Origin of the sequence: Spirillospora sp. NPDC047418, from assembly GCF_040643275.1 — a bacterium.
Lineage (GTDB): Bacteria > Actinomycetota > Actinomycetes > Streptosporangiales > Streptosporangiaceae > Spirillospora.
The window spans coordinates 21794-44699 of record NZ_JBEYTW010000062.1; the positions used below are offsets into that span (position 1 = coordinate 21794).

Genomic DNA, 22906 nt, shown 5'->3' on the forward strand with positions numbered 1-22906 from the left:
CCACGGCATCCATATGTCCTCCTCCGCGTCTACTCACAACGGCCCTTGGTGCACGGCCTCGACCGTCCGCAGTCAGTCGCCACCGTCAAGCTCGCGATGCCTCTGGACGCCCAGTTCCGCGGTGCGTGACGATTCGATCACCGTATGGCTTCGCTCCGGGCGTCCGGGCGCGAGGCGGGCGAAGGCACCTTGCGCATTCGTCCAACGACCGCACTGTCTTGATCGGCGCGTCACGGGGAGGTGGGAGATGCCGGAAGAGCAGATCGGCGGCGCCGGCTCCGTGGTTCACCGGCGCGGGGGAAGAGCGGCGATGGTGTCACCGAGGATCATGAGGTGCCACATCATGGATGGTTTCACGAACAGTTTGCGATGAGAAATTCTTTGTTGCTCCGGCTCGTAGCGGGACTGGGCTGCTCGGGGGTGGCCCTCATGCTGGCGCTCATGTTCATGGCCGCACTCGTGGTCAACCATGTGGGTCCCCTTGCCGACATTGTGAACGCATGCGCGCCCGGGAACGCGCCGGGACCCAAGCAACTCAGCAACGCGCCGGAGCCGAACCCCAGCACGAGCGGTCCGGACGTGCTGCCCGCCGCCTACACCACGCGCCCTGGCGCGAAACCGCTCGATGCCGGCAGCGTGCGGAACGCCGCCCTGGCGCCCAAGAGCAGCGCGAACAGCATTCCCTCGAACTACCTCAAGCTTTACAAGGCCGCAGCCTCGGACAAGAGGTTCGGCGGGATTCCATGGTACATACTCGCCGGGATCGGAAAGGTCGAGACCGATCACGGCCGTTCCAAGCTCCCGGGGGTGGCATCAGGGGAGAACTATGCCGGAGCGGGTGGACCGATGCAGTTCCTGCAAGGTACCTGGAACGGCTTCGCGATCGACGGCCCTACTTTCGGACCTGACGGCGCACCCGACGGCAAACCTGACGGCAAGACGGACCGCTACAACCCGGCGGATGCGATCTTCACCGCCGCCAACTACCTGCACCACAGTGGCGCGCCTGGAGACACTAGGAAGGCGATCTACGCCTACAACCATTCCTGGGACTATGTTGATTTGGTCCTTTCCTGGGCCAATAAATATGGCGGCGACAACTTTTCTCTCGATGACCCGAATTATGCCGGGTTTTCATGCGGGACGTCTGACAGCACCGCGTCGGAGTTCGGCAAACGCATCATCGAGGATGCCGAGAAATGGCTTGGAACACGATACGTGTACGGAGGCGGAGACCTCAACGGCCCCTACAAGGGAGGTTTCGACTGCTCGTCCCTGGTCAGGTACGCGGTCTACCACGCCAGCGACGGCCAGATCAAACTTCCGCGCGTTGCCGCGGACCAGCAGAGAGATCCCCGCGGCAAGCGGGTGAGCCGCTCGGAACTCCAACCCGGTGATCTGGTCTTCTTCACCGCGGCCGGCGCGAAGGGTGCGCATCATGTCGGAATTTACGTCGGCGGAGGGAAGATGGTCAACGCGCCGCATACGGGCGCCGTCGTCAGGGTGGAGGCCATCGGCTGGAAGGAATTCAGCGGTGGCATGCGGTTCACGATGACGGTGAAGGCCTGATGGGGATGCTTCACCGGGAACGAGCGTCCGGGCCGCGGGCAGGGCTCGGCTGCATGGCCGTGGTGGCGATATTGCTCGCTTTGGCATACATCCTCCCGCTCCGGTTAATGGGAGACGACACCGAAGCAGCCCCGACGCCCATCCGCTCTGCCCTGGTTACACCGGCGCGCTCACCCACACCTGCACCCACCGCCACTCCGCACGGTGGCCTTCCCGACCCGGACGCCATCGACCGCGGTGACGCGACCGCGGTCTCGCGGGCTGCCATCAAGGTGATGTGGACGGTCGATGCCGCGGTCGACAGCAGCCAGCTCGACGCCTACCTGCGAGCCAAGCCGTACCTGTCTCCGGAGTACGCCAAGGGAGTGAGCGCCGAGACCTCCGGCGCGCTGCCCGCCCTCTGGCTTGACCATCGCGCCTACTCCCGGGTTCGTCTGACGCAGCAGGCCCCAGAGGACGGGGTCGGCGCCGACACCTCCGCCACCGCCCATCGTCAATGGAGCATCACCGCCACTCCCACTGGCCGGGACGGCTGGACCGGATCACCCGTGCACGCGACCGCCTTCGTCACCCTCAGGCGCGGCGACGACGGCGGATGGCAGGTATCGGAGGTCACCACGGCATGACCAAGGCAAGACTGATCGGCGCTCGGCGGCACCGGAGCTCGCAGTGGCTCGCCGAGAGACACATCCGGACCCGACGATCGAGGAGGTTCTGTGGCCGGCAATGACGACGATGACGTGTTCGTGCTCTTCTTCGGCATCGCTCTGCTGGTCGCGCTGCTGGGTGGAGCGGGCAGTTTCCTGACCTGGCTGGCGGGTCAGGTGTCCGGTGTCATCGCGGGCGGTGGATGGCCGGCCTCCGACCCCACCGACTGCATCGGCGTCGCCTTCAGGCTCGTGACCCATCCGGGCGACCCGCGCGGGGCATGGCCGCCCGCCGCCGCAGCGGCCCTGGGCTCCGGACCCGTCTTCTTCATGCTGCTCATCCTGTTCCTCACGGCCGGGGCGGTGGGGACCTACTTCCTGATACGGCTGCTCCTCAATTTCCGGCGCCGCAGGTCGGTCCGCCGGTTCCGTCTCGGCTACGCCTCCGGCTGGGAGGTCCGCAGGCTGCTGAGCGTCCGGAGGGTACGGAAGAAGGCATGGGAGGTCCGTCCGTCGACGCTCGGCCAGAACGTCCGGAAGTTGGATCTCCGGGAGATCGGTTTCTATCTCGGCAGGGACATCAGGTCCCGGCGGAAGCTGTACGCGTCCTTTGAGGACATGGCGGTCGTCATCGCCCCGCCGCGGCAGGGCAAGGACGTGCACTTCGTCACGCCGTTCACCATCGACGCCCCTGGCCCCGTCATCGTCACCTCCACCCGGCGGGAAACGTTCGTCAACACCGCCATGGTCCGGGCGCAGTACGGCGAGGTGTACGTGTTCGACCCGTGGGGCTGGACCGGGTGGCCGAACCGCATGCGCTGGTCACCGCTGCAGGGTTGCGAGAACCCGAACGTGTGCGCGGTCAGGTCCGGCACGCTCGTGGAGGCCAGCGGTTTCGAGATCGGGCGGGAGGGCGGCGCCGTGCTCGGCGGCGTCATCACCCTCATCCGGTGCCTGTTGCACGCCGGCGCCATCGGCAGGCGCAACTTCCGGGACGTGATGCACTGGATCTTCGAGGCCAACGGGGAGGAGGCGCTGGAGATCCTGCGCGAGGGCGAGCGCGAGGGCCGGGTCGAACCGTCGTATCCCGCGCAACTGGAGTTCAACATGCGGGACCGGCGCCTGTGGTCAGGCGTGATCCAGGTCATGCACGCCTTCTCGCACCCCGACATCCTGGACGACTGCTCCCCGGAGCCCGGAGAGGAATTCGACCTCGTCAAGTTCCTCAAGGGCCGGAACACCCTTTACTTCGTCGCCAAGCGGCAGCCCGACTGGGGCGGCATCGCTCCCGTCGTCATCACGATCCTCGAGCAGTACTTCCGGACGGCGCGCGGCACGGCGATGAAGAACCCGTCGGGCCGCCTCGATCCGCCGCTGACCTTCGAGCTCAACCAGGTGACCGACGTCTTCCCCTCGGGCGGCCTGCCCACCTATATGGCCGAGTCCGGCGGGTACTCCATCTGCGTGCACGTCTATCTGGCGTCACTGGCGGAGGCCCGCGCGAAGTGGGGTGCGGACCGCACCGCGGCCTTGCTGGACAACGCCGCCATGAAGATCATCTCTGGCGGCGCCGGTACGATCAAGGACATCTCCGACCTCTCCGACCTCGTGGGCAAGCACCAAGGGCAGCAGATCCTGACACCCGAGGAATTGCGGACCATGCGCTTCGGCCGCGCCGTCCTGGTCGGTAATACCGCCCGTCCTGTCGAGATGTGGCTGACCCCCTGGTGGAAGCGCAAGGACCGGGAGGCCATCGTCCGTGGCAAGGAGGCGGTCGAGGAGATGATCCGCCGGATGAACGCTCCGCCGCCGGACGACCCGACATCCGACGGCCTGCCTGCCGCTCGTGCCATCACGGCGCCCGTGACCGGCACGCCGGCCGGCGCGGACGACGACGCATCGATCGTGTGGTGAGGAGGGTGTCAGGGGTTGCGGCGAAGGCCGCCCTCCGGACGGTCCCTTTGTGGGCTTGACGTGCGGCACCGGCCCGGCCCGGCCGGTGCCGCGCCCGGCCGGAGTGTCGACCGGACCACAGAACCTCGCCGCCGGCCCGAACACCTGGCAGGCGGCCGGACGCGGAAGGGCACCGTGACTCCCACTTCGCGGATCAAAGAAGAGTTCTACCTGCTGCGGGCGGTCGGCGACGACGTCCCCTTGTTCGTGGACGCCACCCGGTACGCCCAGGAACGGATGCCCTACCCGCTGAGCGCCAAGAGGGCACTGAAGGCCACCTGCGCCGTGCGGACGGACGACGAGGTGGTCGCCTTCAGCCTGCGCGACTACACCGCGTGGCAGGCCGAACAGGAGGTCGAGCACCTCGAGGGCACCGTGGGCACGACGACGGTGACCAGGAGCACCGTACTGCGGCCCCGGATGCCCCGCGCGGCCCTGCGCGACCTGGCCGAGGCGGCGCGCGCGTTCTCGCGGGTCCTCGGCGACGAACTGATCGTCGAACTGGACGGCGACCTGTACGTCCTGGCGCTCACGGACCGGCGGGACGGGGCCGGCCTGAACCTCGTCGGCAGGCTGGCCGGGACCCTCGGCGGAGGGCACGCTCGGACCAGCGCCGCCGACACCGACGCCGAGTTCAAGATCCCGACCTGGGGGGTCCGCCTGCGCATCTTCCTCCGCTCCCCGGTCCGGCGGCGCATCGTCGCCTACGCCTTCAGCGGCCACCTCGCCCGCAGGCCCGGTGAGCTCGAGACGCTGACCCGCGCCACCGCACTGGCCCTCAACAGCGCCCACGACCTGGCGGCCTTCCGCCTGCTGACCGGGCTCGCCCGCCTCGACGCGCGGCCCGCGCCAGGGCACTTGGGGGCCCCACCGGGCCCGTCAGCCGGGTCCGTCTCGTTCCCGGTGCCGGTCCGCCTCGCCACCGGCGACGGGACCCCCGCGGCCCAGGGCGACGTCGTCGCGGAGATCGACCTGAACCGGCTCGACCCGGTCACCGGCAGGCTGCTCATCCACCTGCGCGACGGGCTGACATGGAACCCGGGGGTCTTCGGCTCCGTCCGGTTCGAGTCCTACCGGCGGGTGCTCGGCGAGGCCATCGGCGGACTGATCGAGGCGTCGTTCGACGCCGAAGCCGTGCGCGACATCGCCTATGACATCGCGCTCGGCGATGTCGGCCGCGTCGCCGTTGCGGGCCTGCGCGCCGCCACGGCCGGCCTTCCCGTCCTGGAGGCCACGCCCACCCGGGTCGAGGTGCAGCGGGGAGCCGGAAGCGGTCGGCCCGAGGCCGCCCCGCCGGAACCCGTCCGATCGATCCCCGCACGTACGGACGCCGAGGTCGCGGGCGCACGGAGGGAACTGTGACGGCCACCGCGCCCAACGTCATCGTGGCGGGGCACCCGGACCTCGCGCGGAAGCTACGGACAACCGGTCGGTTCCCGGCGGTGTTCGACGTCGCGTCCGCCACCGCACTGCGGGAGTTGTCGGAGAGCAGCGGGGTCGCTTCTCCGGCCACGTTCATGTTCGCCCCGGACTTCGACGAGGACCTCCCCGACGCGAGCGTCGCCGTCCTGGCCAACGGGCTGGCGGCGAGCGGGTTCGCCGTGATCGTCCACGACGTCTTCACCGAGCACGGTGACGTATTCGACCCGCGGGTCATCTCGGGCACGGGGCCGCTGACCATGGCGGAACTGCTGACGATCCTCGCCCGGCCGGCCGCTCCGGCGGCCCCTCCGGACCGGCCCCCGTCCGAGCCGCCTCCGCCTCCCGTCCCCGACGCCGACCTGAACGACCTGGCAGAGTACGGGCCGCTGGACGACGCGGAGGAGGACCTCCAGGACGTCCCCGCCCTCGCCGTCGGACACGGGCCGGTGGAAAGCCTCGAGCCGGAGAACCCCGCCGAATGGATGTGGAAGGAGACGGAGCCGGAGCCCGACCACTACGCCGGCCTCCCGCCGGAATCTGGCGACCGCGCGGCCATGCCACCGGAGTCTGGACGGCAGGGCTGGCCGCCCCCGGGACAGGGGGCGGCGGGCTCGCGGGGCCGCGGCAGGATCGTGCTGATCGCCGCAGCGGTGTTCGTGCTCCTCGCGGGGCTGATGGGCGCGGCCTTACTTGCGGTCGGGCCGCGGAGGGACGAGGCTCGCCCCGAGGCGGCCACTTCCAGCAGGCCCTCGCCCGCGTCACCCGTCGCCTCGCCCGCCTCAGCCGCTCCCTCGTCCTCGGCCCCGTCGTCGCAGGGGACCGCGTCCCAGGTCCCGACGTCCACCCCGACGGCGGTGCGGCCGGCCGACCAGTACAAGCCGACCGGGGTGCGCATCGTCGACAGCCGGATCTCGATCGAGGTCAGTTGGAAGGACCGGAACGGCGGCAAGGCCGTGTACTACGTGGTCGGCGGCCCGGTGGGGCAGACGCCCTCGACCCTGGCCAACACCGAGCGGGGAGCCACCAAGGTCGTGGTCGCCGCCCTGAACCCGAGCGTGGAGTACTGCCTGACCGTCGTCGCCGTCGTGGACGTCGACCGGATCGCCTATGCCCAGCCCGTCTGCACTCACCGCGGCAAGCACGAAGGCTGAGCCGCCCGGGAGCAGCACGCGGGTCCACCACCAGGACAGGCGGCGGTACACACCCGTGTCACGTCGTTGGCGAGGAGGCAGTAGGGCCGTCAACATGCGGTGAGGTTGGCGAAGCCGTCCGGAACCGTGCGGTAGAGGATTCTCGGATAGCCGGTCTTGCGCGGACAGTCGGCGGCACCGGTCCGCCCGCCCTTGTCCCGCGAGGCATGCCGTGCGGGAGCCAGCGGCAGTCGCAACTCGGCCCGCAACCCGCCGGCGGGTGCGGACATCAGGCCGATCCGGCCGCTCATCGAGGCCATCAGGACGTTCGCGATGTACAGGCCGAGTCCCTTGCCCGGCCGGTCCAAGATCGTCGTGGACCTGCCGTAGGGCCCGAGCACCGAGGCCCGTTCACTCTCGGGGATGCCGGGGCCTTGGTCGCTGACCGCGATCACACCCCAGTCGCCTTCCCCGTCCAGGGTCACCGTGATCGTCCCCTCAGGGGCGTATTTGTCCGCGTTGCTCAACACGATCAGCAGGCACTGCCGCAGGCGTCGGCGATCACCGCGCAGGACGGTCCGCGAGGATTCCTCGACCACCGTTCGCGTCTTCAGCGACGGCAGGTCCCGGATCACCTCGCGAAGCAGCGAGCGTGCGTCGATCTCCGCCGTGTCGGGCGGCGGCCCGTCCCCGGTGATCAGTGCCAGGTCCTTGATGATGTGCCGCATCGTCTGGACCGCTTCGCGGATGGCCGCCAGCGATTCGGGGGCGGCCGGGTCGGTGACCGACGCCTCCAATAGCTGGGCATGCCCGTGGATCACGGTGAGCGGGCCGTGCAGCTCATGGTTCAGGCAGGCCAGTAGCAACTCCCACAGCTGGTTCAGCCGCCTCGCCGCCGACTCGGCGGCCGAGACCGCGATCAGTGTCGTGCCCTCGGGTGTCGGTCCGACACCGGCGCAGGAGACCTCCACCGGCACGGCACGCCGGTCCCGGGTGCCCAGCCAGGCCGCTCCGCCGAACTCCGCCGTCGGCGACAGCGCCATCCCGTCCTCGTCCGCCAGGGTGAACAGTTCCGGTGTTCGTCTGCCGACCGCTTCGTCCAGCGGCACACCCGTCAGTACCGCCATCGCGGCATTCCACCCCACTACTCGACCGGAGGAGTCAACGGCGGCAATCGCGAGCCCCCCTGCGTTCTGACCCGAGACCGGGTCGACAACCAGGCCGCGCTTCGCCATCTCGGCAGGCATCGTCTCCGCAGTGAAATCCGCAACACGCACAGAACCCCCCTGGGATGGCCTCGGTCCAGGCATGCCGACGCAGCCGCGCCACACAGTTGAGCCATGCCCCGAGAACATGCGATTCACTGAAGGTAAGCCGAGCGGCGGGCGAGGACTTGCCGCGCCACGCAGGGTAGTTGCCGCCTTATGCACCAGTGGGAACGCGTACCGGCCGTTCGGGGGCGAGTACGGTGACGATTATCCTCGTCCGAGGTATGCCGTGAATGTGCACAGTTCGTTCACAGGTGCCGCGAACGGCAGGACGAGTGGTTGTTGGCGTGCCCCCCGCGGGAGGTCATCTTGAGATATACCATCACCCCCACTACGACCGACGATTACGCGCCCCGGAACCGCCTCGAGGCATGGAGCGAGGTGACCACCACCTACCAGTCCGCTCTCGACATCCGCTGCACCTCTCCAGAGGACTTCCGCGGCGGGATGACCCGCCAGTACAGCGGCACCTACCAGCTCGTCTCGTACTGGTCGACCGAGGTGCAGTACCTGCGGACGCCGAAGCAGGTCCGCCGGGAACCCGACGAGGACCACCGTCTCATGATCCCGCTCGCGGGAGAGTTGGGCCTGGTCACGAACGGCGGCGAGGTGACACTGCGGCCCGGCACGGGCGCCCTGGTGACGCTCGCCGAGCCGTCCCGGTTCGTCCAGGCCGGCCGGTGCCGCAGCGACCTGCTGACGATTCCCGCCCGCGAGGTGCCCGGCCCGTACCCGAGCAGCCACATCTTCGACCTGTCCAAAGGCCTCGGCCGGATCGTGGGCGCCATGATCGAGGCCCTGCGGTCCGAGCGCGACGAGCTCACCGCCGCACAGTTCGACGCCGCCTGCGACCGCGTCACCGAACTGCTGTGCATGCTGGTGGACGGCGCCGACCGGCCCTCCGAGGCAACGCGCTTCACGGAAGTGGAGGCCGACATCCGCCGCTACGTGCGTCGGCACATAGCGAACCCGGAGCTTAATGGCGCGTCGGTGGCGCACGGCATCGGCTGGTCCCTGCGCCAGGTCCAACTCGCTCTGCAGCACGCCGGGACCACCCCGCGGGACCTGATCCGCGAGGAGCGGCTCCGGCTCGCCCGCGACCGGCTACGCGACCCGCGCCACCGGAATGTGCCGATCATCGGTATCGGGAACGCGACGGGCCACCCGTCGGCCAGCGCCTTCAGCGCCGCCTACCGCCGGCGCTTCGGCGAAAGCCCCCGCGACACCCGCCGACGAGCGCTGGAGAGGGACACGGCGGACGATCGACCTCCGTCCGTCATCCCGGCGTAGAAGCCGTGCCACGCGGCCGGACCAGGCGTCGCCGGGGCACTCGGTGGCGTAGCCGTCACAGTACCCGGAGAGGGCGTTGAAGGTGGCCGGGGTGCCGTAAGGCCATGTGCCGGTGCCGTCGGAGACCGCCGAGCCATCCGGCTGACCGGCGGCTAGGGGCAGCGCGTGCACCGCCACCCGCTCGCTCAGCCGGGCGTTCTCGGCCAGCAGACCCCGCGCCAGAACGCTCAACTTCTCGCGCGACATCTCCTCCAAGCCGGACACCCGATGATCACACCACCACGACCCTCAGTGATCAACATTACGGTCCGCCACACCACTCAGGAACCCGTCACACACCGTGAAAAAACCTGAATGTTCACCCGCCAGCGTGAACATATGGGCGTTCCCGCCGTACCCGTACTGGGCGTTCTGATACGGAAGGATCACGCCCTTGCCGGTGGTACGGAACCACGCCTCAATGGCGAGGAAGCCGCCCTCCCGGCTGATGAAGCGGTCCGCATCCGCCCCGGCCCCCGGAGCCGTTGACACCCGCTGCCTTGTCGGACGTGCCCGCCGCGCGCGGGAGTGTCAAGTTACCGGCTCTGTCGCAAGCGGTGTGAGGGTGCTAGGGCGTGTATCGGAAACGGATCTTGGGCTGTGAATAATCGTGCTTCATGGGTCGGGGAGATCTCACGGACGAGCAGTGGGCGGTGCTGGAGCCGTTGTTGCCGAAGGGCGCGAGAGTGGGACGGCCGCCCGTCTGGCCGCGTCGGCAGTGATCGATGGCATACGGTTCCGGGTCCGGACCGGTGTGCCGTGGCGGGGACGTGCCCGTCGAGTACGGGCCATGGGGCCGACTCTACGACCTGTTCCGCCCGTGGCAGCGGAGCGGCATCTGGCACCGAATCCTCACCCGGCTCCAGTCCCTGGCCGACGCTCAGGGCACGATCACGTGGGACTTGAGCGTCGACTCACGGCACCGAGCACTTCGTCATGGGAGGCATGGACGGAGTCGAAGAAGCACTCGTTGAGGTGGTGCGGGCCGAGCATCGCGCGGATCGGCCGGACGGTGATGCCGGGCCTGTCCATAGGGATCAGGAACAACGAGATGCCGCGGTGGCGGCTGTCCTTTTCACCCGTACGCGCCGCGAGCACACACCAGTCGGCCATGCCGGCGTAGGACGTCCATATCTTCTGGCCGCTGATCTCCCAGCCGCCCTCGACCCGGACCGCGCGCGTCTGCAGGGACGCGAGATCCGACCCGCTTTCCGGTTCGCTGAAGCCCTGGCACCAGATCGTGTTCCCGGCGGCGATCGGGGGCAGGTGCTTGGTCTTCTGCTCCTCGGTGCCGTACGCCATGATCGCCGGGCCGACCCGATTCAGGCCCATATACTGCGCCCCACGGGGTTGGTGGTGGGCCCACATCTCCTCGCGGACGACCGTCTGCTCCCAGACGGTCCCGTCGGCACCGCCGTACTCGCGTGGCCACGCGAGGGTGAGCAGACCCTCGCGTGCGAGCGTGCGGCTGAACTCCTGCGTGGTCGCGAGGTCCTTGGGGTCGTCGGTGAAGGCCCCGAGGAACCCTTCGGGGAGGTGCTCGCCGACCATTTGGCGAAGCCGAATGCGCAGTGCCGCCGCGGAGTCACCCATGCTGAAGTCGAGGTTCGACATCGCTTCCCTCCCTGGATCCGGGCCGATCGGCGGCCATTGCGCCCGCGGAGGTCTTCGACAGCGCCGACACCAGGCGCGTGCCGACAGTTCTGCGGGCCTCATCGGCGGGTGTCCCGAGGGCTTGGTTGAGCTTCGCCCGGCGGACCAGAAGGCGCCCGCCAGTGCGCCGACGTACTCGCAGGCGGTGACGATCCCCCGCGCTCGTGCACCGCCGTGATCGTCGTTTATGTAAATCGGATCGGCAGCGTCCTTACGAGCGGCCGGCAGCGGTGTATTGCGGACGGGTCAGGAGACTCGGTTTGCATCCAGGAGGGCGAGGAGGGCCGCGGTTGGGACTCGGTAGCAGGTGCCGATACGGAGCACATTGCAGGGGAACTGGCCGTTCTTGGCGAGTTGGTAGGCGTACGTACGGGAGAGGCCGAGGGCTCGGGCAGCGGTCGTGATGTCGACGACGCTTGGGAGTTCTGCAAGATCCGTGTATTTAAGTGTCTGCATGTTGACCTCCATGGATCCGGTGTCTCGGTCGATTACCCAGTTGGTGCGGACGGTTGTCAGGTGCAGCACCAGCCGCTGTCGCAGGTACCGTCACCGTCATCGAAGGGAAGGGTGTCGATGCTGGAGGTGACGTCGGCGAGGGGTGCGTTGTAGCGGGTGAGGTAGACGGGGTCTTTTCCGAGGTCGTTGCGGCGTTGGTTGATGGTTGTTTCGAGGTGGCAGGCCTTGGTGAAGAGGGCTGGTTGTGTGTGGCGCATGTCTTGCCAGAAGGTGAGGCGGTGGAAGGGGCAGAACCAGCAGGCGGATTTGGGTGGGACGGGTAGGCCGGCAGAGCGAATGATGCGGGGGCAGTCGGTGCGGCGGATCCGCAGGCCCAGGAGGGGGTAGACGATGTTTTCGTAGGGTTCGTGGCGGCGGGTGTTGGCGCGGTGGATTTCGTCGAGGCTGATGGCGATGGTGGCGAGGTTAGTGGCGCTGGCGCCGTGGGCTTTGAGCCAGCGGCCGATGACGCGGGTTGTGAAGTCGGTGGTGCAGGAGCGGGCGCCGGGGGCGCCATTGCTCATGCGGACGGGGATGGGGGTGGAGCGGGAGCCTCCGCGTATGAGGCCGCCGTAGAGGGTTTCGGTGGTGTCGTCGCGGGGGATGCGGTGCAGTTGGCGGAGGTCGATGCCGTGGGCGGTGGCGTAGGGGGCGGCGTGGTCGCGGATGTAGGCCAGGGTGGCGGGGTGTTCGGAGTCGTCGCCGACGTTGGCGAACAGGAATGTCTGGAAGTCGATGCGTCCTTGGGCGGCCAGGACGAGGGCGGTGGTGGATTGCCAGCCGCCGCCGTAACTGAAGGCGCGGGGCGGCCCGCACGGCGGCGGGGTTTTCGCCTCCTTCGATTGGGGTGGCGTCGTCTTCGAGTGTTCGTGGTTGGGTACTGGGCGAGTGTGGCCGCGGGCGGTCCTGGGCGGGTGTGGGTCACGGTTTAGGTTCCCGTGGTGAGGCAAGGGCGGTCCTCCGGTCAGGATTCGGTCGAGTGCGGTCTTGTGGGTCTGGTGGCGCCGGTGTATTGGCGTTCGCGGTAGGGGTTGCCGGTGAATTGGGCGATGCGGACGACGTCGCCGGTGTGGGGTGCGTGGATCATGCGGCCGTGCCCGTAGTAGATGGCGACGTGGTGGATGGTGGCCGGGTTCGCGGGGTTGGTGGCGAAGAACAGCAGGTCGCCGGGCTGGAGTTGGGTTCTCGAGACGTGGATGCCGGCGTTGTATTGGTCGGCGGCGATGCGGGGTAGGCGGATGCCGGCTTGGGCCCAGGCGTATTGGGTGAGGCCGGAGCAATCGAAGCCTTTGGTGGCGGCGCCTTGGGCTGTGCCGTAAGTGGGGCCGGTGTGTCCGCCGCCGCCCCAGGAGTAGGGGGTGCCGAGCCAGCGCAGGGCGGCGCGGACGGCGATGGCGCCGCGTCCGGTTGCGGTGGGGGCGGCGTAGCGGGCGGACTGGGCGAGGACTTTGCGGACGTACCAGTCGGCGTGGTTGTACTGCCAGATCGCGCGGCGCAGATGCTTGCCGCCTTGTCCGGCGTGGTTGGCGCACAGGTAGCGGGCGGCGCCGGGGATGGCGTCGGCGGGGTTGTAGCGGTCTTTGCGGCCGTCGTGGTCGCCGTCCACGCCGTAGGCGGCCCAGGTCACGGCGAGGAATTGCATGGGGCCGCCGGCTCCGGCCGAGTTCTCACCCGAATGGACACCGGCGGCGGTTGAGCGGCCGTGGTCGGATTCGATTTTGCCGATGGCGGCCAGGACGTTCCAGGGCAGGCCGGGGCAGGTGCGGGCGGCGTCGAGGTACCAGCGCAGGTAGGCGGGTGGGATGTCGCGCCTGGCCTCGGCGGTCGGCGCGCCAGCCAGGGGTGAGCCGGTGCCGGCGGCCGAGTCACGACCGGCCGCCAGGAAGACCAGGCCCAGCGGCAGGGCTAGCGCGGCGGCGCACGCGGAGGCAGCGACCTTCATCGGGTCGGCCGCCGGAGTGGGGATGCTGGGCAGTTAGTCGGCGGTGTCGTGGGCGCCGGTGCGGGCTTGGCGTTGGGCGCGATACCCGGCGCCCTTCTTCGGCTGGGACTGTTCGGTTGGGTCATGGGCGGCTTCCCCGGGTTGGTGGTGGGGCTGCCGCAGCACCTCGCGGACTGCTTGCCAGGAGTAGCGGAAGTCCTTGCCGGTTTTGAGGGCGGGGATCTGTCCGGCGTTGGCCATCCGGCGGACGGTCTGGGGTGAGAGGCCGAGTTTGGTCGCGAGTTCGGCGGTGGTGAGGACGTCGGGGTCGCGGCCGGGTGTCTCGGTCATCGCTTGGACTCCTGGGTGGCGGTCACGGTTGTCCTGTCCAGTGTGGTGGATCGGTGCTGCGGAGGCAGCTTGTTCGGTGTGATGACGTGCTCTGAATTTGTTTGACGATGCTTGCGCTCTGTTATGGTGCCACGTACCGTGATCGTTCAGCAACTCAGTGCATCGATTCGGGGGTATGTGGATGAGTATTCGACAAACCAGGCCAAGACCGGCTGACCAGGCGGGAGAGGCCTTGGACGTGGTCGTGGCCGGCGCGCATGGCGGGGCCGGGACGTCCACGCTGGCGGCGTTGCTGCCGGCGGTGTGGGACATGGGCTCGATCGGACCGCTGCTGGAGTTCGGCTGCTCGCCGCTGCGGGCGAAGGGCCGTCCGGTGGTGCTTGCGGTGCGCAACACCGCGGTGGCGGCCAAGGAGGCCACGGCGGCGATCGGGGCGCTGCGCGAGTGGGACGAGCGGGTGGCGGCGCTGGCGATCGTCAGTGACGGCGGCCCGGAGTCGCGGGAGGCCACGGCGCGGTTCGCGCTGCTGGCCGGGCGGGTCACGGGTGTCGTGCGGGTTCCGCACGTGCGGGAGCTGCGGCTGATGGAGGACCCGTCCGAGGTCGTCCTGCCCGGTAAGGCGCGCCTGGCCCTCAAAGAGCTTCGTCGGCTGGCCGGCGGAGGGTCCTGATCGTGCTGACTTCGTTCACCGTGGCCGCGTTGGCGGCGCTGGCGCCGCTGGACGGTGATGTGGATGTGCCTGATCCGCCTCCGGAGGCGCCGCCGGGGCTGGATCAGAAGATGGAGACGCTGCTGGCGTGGGGCAAGTGGGGCGTGCTGATCTGCGGCGTGGCCGGGCTGTTCATCTGCGCGGGCCAGATGGCCATCGGCCGCAAGAACCGTTCCACGTTCGCCGCCGACGGCGCGACCGGCATCCCGTGGGTGCTGGGCGGATTGAGCCTGGCGGCGACGGCGGCTCCGATCGTGGAGGTGTTCTTCAAATGAGCCGACCGAGCAAGAGCATGGGACAGCCGCGCGACGTGCCATGGTGGCGCCGTCGCCGCGTCATCGCAATGTCGGTGGTCGGCGGCGGAGTGCTGCTCGGCATGGCCGCGCCTTCGGTGTTCAGGACGGCCCCCACGCGTACCTCGGTCATCGTGCGGACGACCGCAGATGCCGGCGAGCTGGTGAGCGCGCCGCCGGTGTCATTCGCCGGGGTGTCGTGGCGGGACTACCACAGTGTCCTGCTCCCCTACTCGGCGCAGGACGGCCCGCACAACACCGAGGGCGATCTGGCGACGGGGTTTACGCGGACGCCGCGCGGGGCGCTGCTGGCCGCGGTCCATATCGCGGTGCGGGCCGGCATGCAGTGGGGCACGGAGGTGTTCGGGCCGACCATCCAGCGGCAGGTCATCGGTCCCGATACCGACGTGCTGATGGATTCGACCCGCGAGGCCTACGAGAAGCATCGGGGCGATCGGCGGGGCGGGGAGCCGCTCGGCCGCGGCTATGTCGTCCTGGAGGGGTTCCGCTGGCTGGGCTACACCGACCAGGTTGCGAGCGTGGACTTGCTGTCGGCCGGGCCCGGCGACAGCGATGTCACCGTCCGCGCCGTGACCCGGCTCCAACTGCGGTGGCAGGACGGTGACTGGCGCGTCGTCGCCCCACCCGGCGGGACCTGGGCCGGGACGGCGGCCCCGATCAAGTCGTTGGACGGCTACGTCCGCTTCCCGCACGGGGGCGGCTGATGCTTCCCCGGCTTCCGCTCGACCCGTGCTCGCCGGTCCTGGATCCGGCGTGCGTGCAACCGGTGGACAACGATGACGGCGGCGGCAACCCGCTGCTCCCTGACTTGCCTGGGCTGCCCGATATTCCGGGGGCGATCGGCGGGCACGTGCTGGACGAGATGGCCGAGTCGTTCCAGTCGGCAACCGGGTGGCTGATCTCCAACACCGCGTCCTGGTGGGTACACACCCCCTCCCCCGACCTGCAGGAGACGCCGGCGATCGGGTACCTGCAGGTGCTGGTCCAGCCGTTGACGGTCGCGGTGGCAGTAGTGGCGTTGCTGGCCGTGGCCGCGCGGATGGCCTTGTCGCGCAAAGCGCTCCCGCTGGTGGACGCCGGCCGCGGGCTGGTCATCCTGGCGGCGGTCACCGTGATCGGCACGGTGGTGCCGAATCTGCTGCTGCAGTGGGGCGACCAGTGGTGCGGCTGGGTCCTGAACGCCTCCTCCGACGGGGACTTCGCCAAGCGCATGACCCAGATCGTGACGTTCCCAGGTGCGGCACCGCGCGCGCTCGTGCTCGTCCTCTGCCTGTTCGCGCTGGTCATTGGGCTTGTCCAGGCGATTCTGCTGCTGTTTCGCGGGGCGGCGCTGGTCATTTTGGCGGGGCTGCTGCCGCTGGCGGCGGCAGGGATGATCACCACATCGACCAAGGCATGGTTCCCGCGTGTGGCGGGCTGGATGCTCGCGCTGGTCTTCTACAAGCCGGCCGCGGCGGCGGTGTATGCGACCACGTTCACGCTGGTCGGCAAGGGCAAGGACCTACACACGGTCCTGATGGGGTTCGCGATGATGCTGATCAGCCTGATCGCCTTCCCGGTGCTGCTGAAGTTCTTCACCTGGACGACCGGCGGCACTGAGTCCAGCCCCGGCGGCGGCATGCTCGGCGCGCTGATGAGCAGTGCCACCGCGCTCGGCGCGCTGCGCGCCTACGGCGGCGGTTTCAGCGGCAGCAGCGGCGGTTTCGGTGGGGGCCAGTCCAGTACGGCCAGCGAGCACGGCGCCTATCTCCAGCAGCAGCTCGGCGACCAGGACACCCCGCCACCCGCCGACGCTTCATCAGACCAGCCGCCCGCCCCGTCCCAACCGCCGTCCGACCCGCATGTACCGGCCCATCCCGGCGGCCACGGCACCGACCCAGGCGCCCCGCCGGGGAGCGGCCAGCCCGATGGCGCCTCGTCCGGGACGGGGCAGAGCCCAGCGGATGGGCACGGGTGGGCGCCCCCGGACAGCGGTCACGGTGAACCGGTCGGCCCGACCGCAGTCCGGACGGCCGAGCAGGAACGGCAGCGGGGAGAGGACACGGTCCGGTGGGCCGCGACCGGCGGTTTCGGCGGCCCGACCGGCGCGGCCGGTGAGGGGGGCGGTGGCCATGGGGCATGACGTCCGCACCTACGGGGGTTGGCGGCGCCGGCATGGTATCGGCCTGCTCGGCCTGGACACCGCCTCCACCTTCATCGCCCTCGCCGCGGCGATGCTGCTGGTGCTCATCGCCGCCACCGCCCCGCACCTACTCATCTACCTGCTTCCGCCGGCGCTGATCGGCGGCGGGCTGGGACTGGTCCGCATCGGTGGTGTCCCGGTGGCGCGGCTGGTGCTGGCGCGGTGCCGGTGGCGGTGGGGCGTGTGGCGCGGCCACCACCACTACCGCGCCGGGGTCGTGACCGACCATCCGCGCGCGTTCCAGCTCCCAGGCGTGCTGGCGCCGCTGACCCTGCTGAGCGCCGAGGACGGGTACGGCGGCCGGTACGGGATCGTGTGGGACCGCCGCACCGGCCTGCTCACCGCCACCCTGCGCGTCGTCCCGACCTCGACCTGGCTCGCCGACCAAAGCGACGCCGATGCCTGGGTGGCTGGGTGGGGCGGGTGGCTGGCCGCGCTCGGGCACATGCCCGCCGTGCGGTGGGTGACGGTCACGGTCGAGACCGCACCCGAACCCGGCTCAACCCTCGCCGACGCCGTCGGCCGCGCCGTCGTCCCCACCGCACCCGCGCCCGCGCGCACGATCATGAGCGAACTGGTCCGGACGGCCCCGGCCGCAGCCGCCGACGTCGACACCCGCGTATCGATCACCTTCGACCCCAAAGCGTCCTCGGCCCGTCCGAAAGATCTGTACGAGGCGGTCGCCGAACTGGGCCGCACCCTCGACGGGCTCGCATCGCGGCTCGGTGGCTGCGGCGTCTCCGTCCTCGATCGCGCCACCGCCGCCGAAATCGCCGGGGCCGTGCGCACCGCGTTCGACCCCGATGCGCGCGGAGAGGTCAACCGGCTCCTCGCCGGCCCCGACGCGAACGAGGTCCTGAGTTGGGGTGATGCGGGGCCGGTCGCCGCGACCGAGCACGTCGGCCACTACGAGCACGACGGCGGCATCTCGGTGAGCTGGGCGTGGCACGAGCCGCCGCGCCAGAACGTCCGCTCCGACGTCCTGGCCCGACTGGTCGCACCCGGCCCGTTCTGCAAACGCGTCACCCTGCAGTACCGGGCCCTGCCGGTCGCCGCCGCCAGCCGCGTCCTGCAGCAGGAGGTCAACGCGGCCGCGTTCCGGACTCAGTTTCGGCGCCGTACGGGACGCGACGAGACCGCCCGCGACAGCTGGGACTCTGCCCGGGCACGGCAGGCCGCCGCCGAGGAGGCCATGGGCGCCGGTGTGTGCTTGGTCTCGCTGTACGCCACCGTCACCGCCACCGATCCCGACCAGGTTCGCCGCGCCGCCGCGCACGTGGAGGCTGCGGCCGACTCGGCCAAGATCCGGCTGCGGCGCCTGTGGGGCAGCCAGGCCGCCGGGTTCGCCACCACCCTGCCGTGCGGCATCTGCCCACCCGAACTGTCCCGCCGCTTCATCCACTAAAGCCTGGAGTCACGCTTGCCGAACGCCGAAACCTTGGCCATGTCCGAACCGCTCGCCCCGCCCTGGGGGTGGCGCGGGCGGGATGCCGGGCGCGCCGCGCACGTCGAACCCGCACCCGAGTATCAGGCCACCACCAGCCAGGTCTGCGGTCTCTATCCCTTCACCGCCGGGTCCGGCACGCCCACCGCCGGCACCCCGGTCGGACGCCACCAACTGTGGGGCGAAGTCGTTTGCCTCGATCCCCTCGCCTGGCTGCGGGAGGGACTGGTCACCAACCCAGGCATGTTCGTCCTCGGACAGCCCGGCACCGGCAAGTCCACCCTGGTCAAACGCCTGGTCACCGGCGCCGTCGCGACCGGCACCACACCGATCATCCTCGGCGACACCAAACCCGACTACACCCGGCTGGTCGACTACCTGGGCGGGCAGGTCATCCGCGTCGGACGCGGCGCCGACCGCATCAACCCCCTGGACGCCGGCCCCCTCGACCAAGCACGCCGCCGCCTGACGGGAGCCGACGCCGAAACCCTGCGCTGGGAAGTACGCTCCCGCCGCCTGTCCCTGCTCCTGGCCCTGGCGACTCTGGTCCGCGAGGCCCGCATCACCAACGCCGAAGAAGTCGTCCTGGGCCGCGCCATCGACCTGCTCGACGACCGCCTCGACCGTGAACCCACCATCGTCGACATCCTGCACATCCTCGAAGAGGGCCCGGACGAACTGCGGGGAGCGGCCCGCACCGACACCGCCGACGCCTACCGGGCCCAGACCCGCGACCTGGTCTTCACCCTCGACCTGCTCATCTCCGGGTCGCTGGCCGGGGTGTTCGACGCCGCCACCACCCGGCCGCTGGACCTGGACGCGCCCGCGATCAGCGTCGACATCTCCCGCGTCCGCGCCGCCGGCGACAAACTCCTCACCGCCGCGATGCTGTGCACCTGGGCCTACGCCTTCGGCATGGTGGATGCCGCCACCGCCCTCGCCGACCTCGGCGCCGCCCCGCGCCGCTCCTACCTCGGCGTCATGGACGAGCTGTGGCGCGCGTTGCGCGGCGCTCCCGGCCTGGTCGAGCACGCCGACGCCCTCACCCGCCTCAACCGCGCCAAAGGCATGGCCTCCATCATGATCACCCACTCCCTCGCCGACCTCGACGCGCTGGCCACTGAGGAAGACCGCGCCAAAGCCAAAGGGTTCGCCGACCGCTCGGCCATCACCGTCCTGGCCGGGCTCCCGCCCCGCGAACTGGCCCGCGTCCACCAGATCACCCCACTCACCGGCCCCGAACAGCACCTGGTCGCCTCCTGGTCGGCGCCCGACTCCTGGCAACCCGGCGCCCGCCACCCCGGACGCGGCAAATACCTCATCAAAACCGGCGAGCGCCTCGGCATCCCCATCGAACTCTCCCTCGTCGGCCCCGAAACCCACCTCTACGACACCGACCAGGCCATCCGGGCGACCGCATGACGCGGGCTCTAGGGCCGCGGGCGTCGTTGTGGCATTCCGGCACCGGCGCCTCATGGCTGGTGCTAGCCGCCTGCTGGACGCCCATCGCCGGACTGTGGATGGTGTGGTTGTCGGCGAAGGTGTGCGCGGTCGCGGTGGGCGGGACGGTCATGGCGTTCGGCGCCGACTTCGCCGTCGCGCTCGCCCGGGGCCAGACCGATCTGGCCTGGCCGGGGACGCCGACCTGGCTCGTCCTGCTCATCCTGGCCCTCTTCGTCACCGCGCTCGTCTGCAGCCTCTGGGAGATCTGGCTGCGGATCGCCAAACGCCTTCCGCAGCCCGGGGACCCCGTCGCCGCACTCGCTGAGAACCCCGGCTTGACTGGCCTTCAGCCGGACGCGACCGCACGCAAGGCGATCGCGCTGCGGCGTTCCCTCGCCAAGGTCAACCCCGGTGACTTGGAACCGGGCGACATCGGCCTCGTCCTGGGGGACGTCCTGCTGCCGGGCGACCGGAACGGCCCGACGTTGCTCGCCTCGTTCGAGGACACGGTCGTGGCGTTCATGGCGCCCCGGTCGGGCAAGACCACCACCCAGTCGATCCCGCACGTGCTGTCCGCGCCCGGTCCGGTCATCGCGACCAGCAACAAGGCCGACCTATGGTCGGCGATCGCCACCGTCCGCGCCCAGCGCACAGGCGGCACGGCATGGTTGTTCGATCCGCAGCGCATCACCTACCAGCCGCAGGCCTGGTGGTGGAACCCGCTCGCCGGACTGTCCACCGTCGAGGACGCCCACCGCCTCGCCGGGCACTTCGTCCTCACCGTCGACGACGGCCAGAAGAAAGACCTGTGGGGACCGGCCGCGCAAGACCTGCTGTGCGCCCTGTTCCTGGCCGCCGCAACATCGGACCGGTCGCTGCACCACGTCGCCCGGTGGTTGGACGAGCCGGCCGTCCCGACGCCGATCGAGTTGCTCCAGGAGGCCGGGTTCCAGCTGATGGCTTCCTCCCTGAAGGGCACCCAGAACGGTGCCGTGGAGACCCGCGACGGGATCTACCAGACCGCCCGCACCGCCGCCAAAGCCCTCCGCGACCAGGAGATCCTCGCCTGGGTCACCCCCGACCGTGACCTGCCCGTCTTCGACCCGCACGCGTTCGCCGGCTCACGCGACACGCTGTATCTGCTGTCGAAGTCGCTGTCGGCGGCCGCGCCGCTGATCGCCGCGCTCACCGACACCGCCATGCGCGCCGCCGAACGCCGCGCCGAACAGGCTGGTGGACGCCTCGACCCGCCCCTGATCGTCGCGCTCGATGAGGCCGCCAACATCTGCCGCATCGCCGACCTGCCGCAGCTGTACTCCCACCTGGGGTCGCGCGGGATCATCCCGGTCACCATCCTGCAAAGCTACGAACAGGGCGTCACCGTCTGGGGCGAACCCGGCATGGCCGCAATGTGGGGCGCCGCGACCCGCAAGCTGATCGGCGCCGGGATCGACTCGCCGCGGCTGGTGCGCGACCTGGCCACCCTCATCGGACAGCACGACGTCCCCGTCCGATCCATCACCTACAGCGACGGCCGCGCCAGCGAGCAGATCTCGCTGCGCCGCCAGGAAATCCTCGAAGGCGCCGACATCCGCGCTCTGCCCGCCGGGACCGCCCTGCTGCTGGCCACCGGCACCAAACCCGCCCTCATCCGGCTACGCCCCTGGTACTCGGGCCCGCACGCCGCTCCCATCGGCAAGGCCATCACCGCTGCCGATACCGCGATCGCCGAGGCCGCCCGCCGCCACCACAGCCGCCCGGACTCCGGGCCCACGACCTAGCCCGCACCACACTCCACACGTCCACATCCACATCCGCGCAGAAAGGGGCCTTCACATGCACACATCCACCGCTTTGGAGGCTTCAACCCCATGTCCGACCCTGCTCCGTCCGCGGACACCGGCAAGCGCCGCGAGTCGCTGTACCCGGATGTCACCGCCTGGGTGAGCGAGCACTTCGTCCCGATGTACCGGCGCACGCTGGGCGGGGAGTTCCGCTGGTGCGCCGAATGGTGGCGGCACGGCGAGGCCATCTCCCGCCTCACCGCGCTCTGGTTCGCCTGGGAGGCGATGCGGCTGCAAGGCGCCACCGGCATGGCCCTGTGGTACCGCGACCACCAACTCCCCGTCCTGCTCGGCCCCCGCGGCCCCTTCTACCAGTGCACCGAGAACGAGCACCTGGCCCCGCACGAAGCCCGCCTCGTAGCCGTTCCCACCGGATGGCTCGGCTTCGACACCGCCACGTCGGCCCCAGCTCCGGGTCCGGTGCGCGCATGAGCGAGCGCATGGAGGCCACCGCGCTGGCGTTGGACGCCTACGAACAGCACTTGTTCGGCGACCTGGCCAACGGGCACCGCACCGACCACGCCGAAGCCGAAGGACTCCTGCACGCCCTGGTGGTCGACCTCATCAACTACGGCGAAGGCAACCACCTGGACGTGGTCGACCTGCTGGACGCCCTCGTCCAGGCCCGCCTCGACCGCGGCGGCGCCATCACCAACCCCCGCTACAGCTTCCGTCTCAACACCGAGGTCCAGTTCCGCGACCACGGCACCGAACCCAACCGGGGGTTCATCACCGAACTGAAATCATCCGGCGCCAGCCAGGACGCCGAATGCATGCTGCGCATCCCGGGGATCATCGACCCGCAGCACACCAGTACCGCCGCGCTGGAACCAGGCACGCGCATGGTGCCGGTGCCGACGCGCACCTGCGGGACCGTTTTCTCCGCGCTGGAGGCCGAAGACACCATCACCGACCTGCTCACCCGCCTACCTGCCAGGCACGGTGAAGCCGGTACCGACCCGCAGGCGCTGGCGGACCTGGCCGAGTTGTCCACCGCCTTGGCCACCTGGTCGGGCACCAAGCCCGAGCACGTGCTGAACCATCTCCGCCACCGTGCCGGCGAAATCCACCACGTCCCCGATGGTCTGTCGCCCGCCGCCCGCCGCGCAGCGACCGCGTTCCCCAACGACATCGCCGCCCTCCTGGCCGGCGAGCAGCCCACCCGAGCGTGGTCGTCCAGCCGCCCAGACCCCCCGAGCCCGAACCAACGTCATCGCCTGATGTGACAGGCG

Annotated in this window: 22 protein-coding genes; 15 read left to right on the forward strand and 7 right to left on the reverse strand. The window is 70.0% G+C overall.

Annotation, left to right across the window (positions count from 1 at the left end; all coding sequences use genetic code 11):
- Positions 1-429: 429 nt before the first annotated feature.
- The 5 genes from ABZ806_RS30460 (at position 430) to ABZ806_RS30480 (ending at position 6742) form a co-directional block, all read left to right on the forward strand.
- Positions 430-1569, forward strand: a complete 1140-nt coding sequence (locus tag ABZ806_RS30460) for a C40 family peptidase (protein ID WP_500220870.1) — start codon at positions 430-432, stop codon at positions 1567-1569.
- Positions 1570-1622: 53 nt separating this feature from the next.
- Complete coding sequence (locus ABZ806_RS30465) at positions 1623-2195, forward strand: hypothetical protein (RefSeq protein WP_500220871.1); 573 nt, start codon at positions 1623-1625, stop codon at positions 2193-2195.
- A 90-nt stretch (positions 2196-2285) separates the two neighbouring features.
- Entirely contained in the window at positions 2286-4130 is a 1845-nt protein-coding gene (locus tag ABZ806_RS30470; protein WP_500220872.1) for a type IV secretory system conjugative DNA transfer family protein, read from the forward strand.
- A gap of 174 nt (positions 4131-4304) precedes the next feature.
- Complete coding sequence (locus tag ABZ806_RS30475; protein WP_500220873.1) at positions 4305-5531, forward strand: hypothetical protein; 1227 nt, start codon at positions 4305-4307, stop codon at positions 5529-5531.
- A complete protein-coding gene (locus ABZ806_RS30480; RefSeq protein ID WP_500220874.1) occupies positions 5528-6742 on the forward strand; it encodes a fibronectin type III domain-containing protein in 1215 nt (404 codons plus the stop codon). Before ABZ806_RS30475 ends, ABZ806_RS30480 begins: the two co-directional genes overlap by 4 nt.
- 89 nt (positions 6743-6831) lie before the next feature.
- Here ABZ806_RS30480 and ABZ806_RS30485 read toward each other — a convergent pair whose 3' ends face one another.
- Positions 6832-7956, reverse strand: coding sequence for a sensor histidine kinase (locus tag ABZ806_RS30485; protein ID WP_500220875.1), 1125 nt, complete (start codon positions 7954-7956; stop codon positions 6832-6834).
- A gap of 414 nt (positions 7957-8370) precedes the next feature.
- Here ABZ806_RS30485 and ABZ806_RS30490 point away from each other — a divergent pair, with 414 nt between their 5' ends.
- The gene (locus tag ABZ806_RS30490) at positions 8371-9279 is read left to right on the forward strand and encodes an AraC family transcriptional regulator (protein ID WP_500220876.1); all 909 of its coding nucleotides are present in this window, start codon (positions 8371-8373) and stop codon (positions 9277-9279) included.
- 288 nt (positions 9280-9567) lie between these two features.
- On the opposite strand, the gene ABZ806_RS30495 is transcribed toward ABZ806_RS30490, so the two are convergent.
- From ABZ806_RS30495 to ABZ806_RS30520, 6 genes are all read right to left on the reverse strand, one after another.
- On the reverse strand, positions 9568-9810 hold the full coding sequence (locus ABZ806_RS30495; RefSeq protein WP_500220877.1) for a hypothetical protein: 243 nt from the start codon (positions 9808-9810) through the stop codon (positions 9568-9570).
- A gap of 399 nt (positions 9811-10209) precedes the next feature.
- The gene (locus tag ABZ806_RS30500) at positions 10210-10932 is read right to left on the reverse strand and encodes an acyl-CoA dehydrogenase family protein (RefSeq protein ID WP_500220878.1); all 723 of its coding nucleotides are present in this window, start codon (positions 10930-10932) and stop codon (positions 10210-10212) included.
- A gap of 285 nt (positions 10933-11217) precedes the next feature.
- On the reverse strand, positions 11218-11439 hold the full coding sequence (locus ABZ806_RS30505; RefSeq protein WP_500220879.1) for a helix-turn-helix domain-containing protein: 222 nt from the start codon (positions 11437-11439) through the stop codon (positions 11218-11220).
- 44 nt (positions 11440-11483) lie between these two features.
- Positions 11484-12416, reverse strand: a complete 933-nt coding sequence (locus ABZ806_RS30510) for a phosphoadenosine phosphosulfate reductase (RefSeq protein ID WP_500220880.1) — start codon at positions 12414-12416, stop codon at positions 11484-11486.
- A gap of 14 nt (positions 12417-12430) precedes the next feature.
- On the reverse strand, positions 12431-13408 hold the full coding sequence (locus ABZ806_RS30515; RefSeq protein WP_500220881.1) for a C40 family peptidase: 978 nt from the start codon (positions 13406-13408) through the stop codon (positions 12431-12433).
- Between the two features lie 33 nt (positions 13409-13441).
- Complete coding sequence (locus ABZ806_RS30520; RefSeq protein WP_500220882.1) at positions 13442-13738, reverse strand: helix-turn-helix domain-containing protein; 297 nt, start codon at positions 13736-13738, stop codon at positions 13442-13444.
- Between the two features lie 232 nt (positions 13739-13970).
- On the opposite strand from ABZ806_RS30520, the gene ABZ806_RS30525 reads away from it, so the two are divergent.
- From ABZ806_RS30525 to ABZ806_RS30565, 9 genes are all read left to right on the forward strand, one after another.
- A complete protein-coding gene (locus ABZ806_RS30525; protein WP_500220883.1) occupies positions 13971-14408 on the forward strand; it encodes a hypothetical protein in 438 nt (145 codons plus the stop codon).
- Positions 14409-14410: 2 nt separating this feature from the next.
- On the forward strand, positions 14411-14722 hold the full coding sequence (locus ABZ806_RS30530; protein WP_500220884.1) for a hypothetical protein: 312 nt from the start codon (positions 14411-14413) through the stop codon (positions 14720-14722).
- Positions 14719-15465, forward strand: a complete 747-nt coding sequence (locus tag ABZ806_RS30535) for a DUF8175 domain-containg protein (protein ID WP_500220885.1) — start codon at positions 14719-14721, stop codon at positions 15463-15465. The genes ABZ806_RS30530 and ABZ806_RS30535 overlap by 4 nt, the downstream gene beginning before the upstream one ends.
- A gap of 62 nt (positions 15466-15527) precedes the next feature.
- Positions 15528-16883: a TrbL/VirB6 family protein gene (locus tag ABZ806_RS30540; RefSeq protein WP_500220886.1), complete on the forward strand. Its 1356-nt coding sequence runs from the start codon at positions 15528-15530 to the stop codon at positions 16881-16883.
- Positions 16873-18348 carry an SCO6880 family protein gene (locus ABZ806_RS30545; RefSeq protein WP_500220887.1) on the forward strand — a complete coding sequence of 492 codons (1476 nt, stop codon included), beginning with the start codon at positions 16873-16875 and terminating at the stop codon, positions 18346-18348. The genes ABZ806_RS30540 and ABZ806_RS30545 overlap by 11 nt, the downstream gene beginning before the upstream one ends.
- Before the next feature lie 15 nt (positions 18349-18363).
- Positions 18364-19809 carry a putative type IV secretion/conjugal transfer ATPase gene (locus ABZ806_RS30550; protein WP_500220888.1) on the forward strand — a complete coding sequence of 482 codons (1446 nt, stop codon included), beginning with the start codon at positions 18364-18366 and terminating at the stop codon, positions 19807-19809.
- The gene (locus ABZ806_RS30555; protein ID WP_500220889.1) at positions 19806-21611 is read left to right on the forward strand and encodes a type IV secretory system conjugative DNA transfer family protein; all 1806 of its coding nucleotides are present in this window, start codon (positions 19806-19808) and stop codon (positions 21609-21611) included. Before ABZ806_RS30550 ends, ABZ806_RS30555 begins: the two co-directional genes overlap by 4 nt.
- Before the next feature lie 90 nt (positions 21612-21701).
- On the forward strand, positions 21702-22106 hold the full coding sequence (locus tag ABZ806_RS30560) for a DUF4913 domain-containing protein (RefSeq protein ID WP_500220890.1): 405 nt from the start codon (positions 21702-21704) through the stop codon (positions 22104-22106).
- Positions 22103-22900, forward strand: a complete 798-nt coding sequence (locus tag ABZ806_RS30565) for a hypothetical protein (protein WP_500220891.1) — start codon at positions 22103-22105, stop codon at positions 22898-22900. Before ABZ806_RS30560 ends, ABZ806_RS30565 begins: the two co-directional genes overlap by 4 nt.
- The last annotated feature ends 6 nt before the right edge of the window (positions 22901-22906 follow it).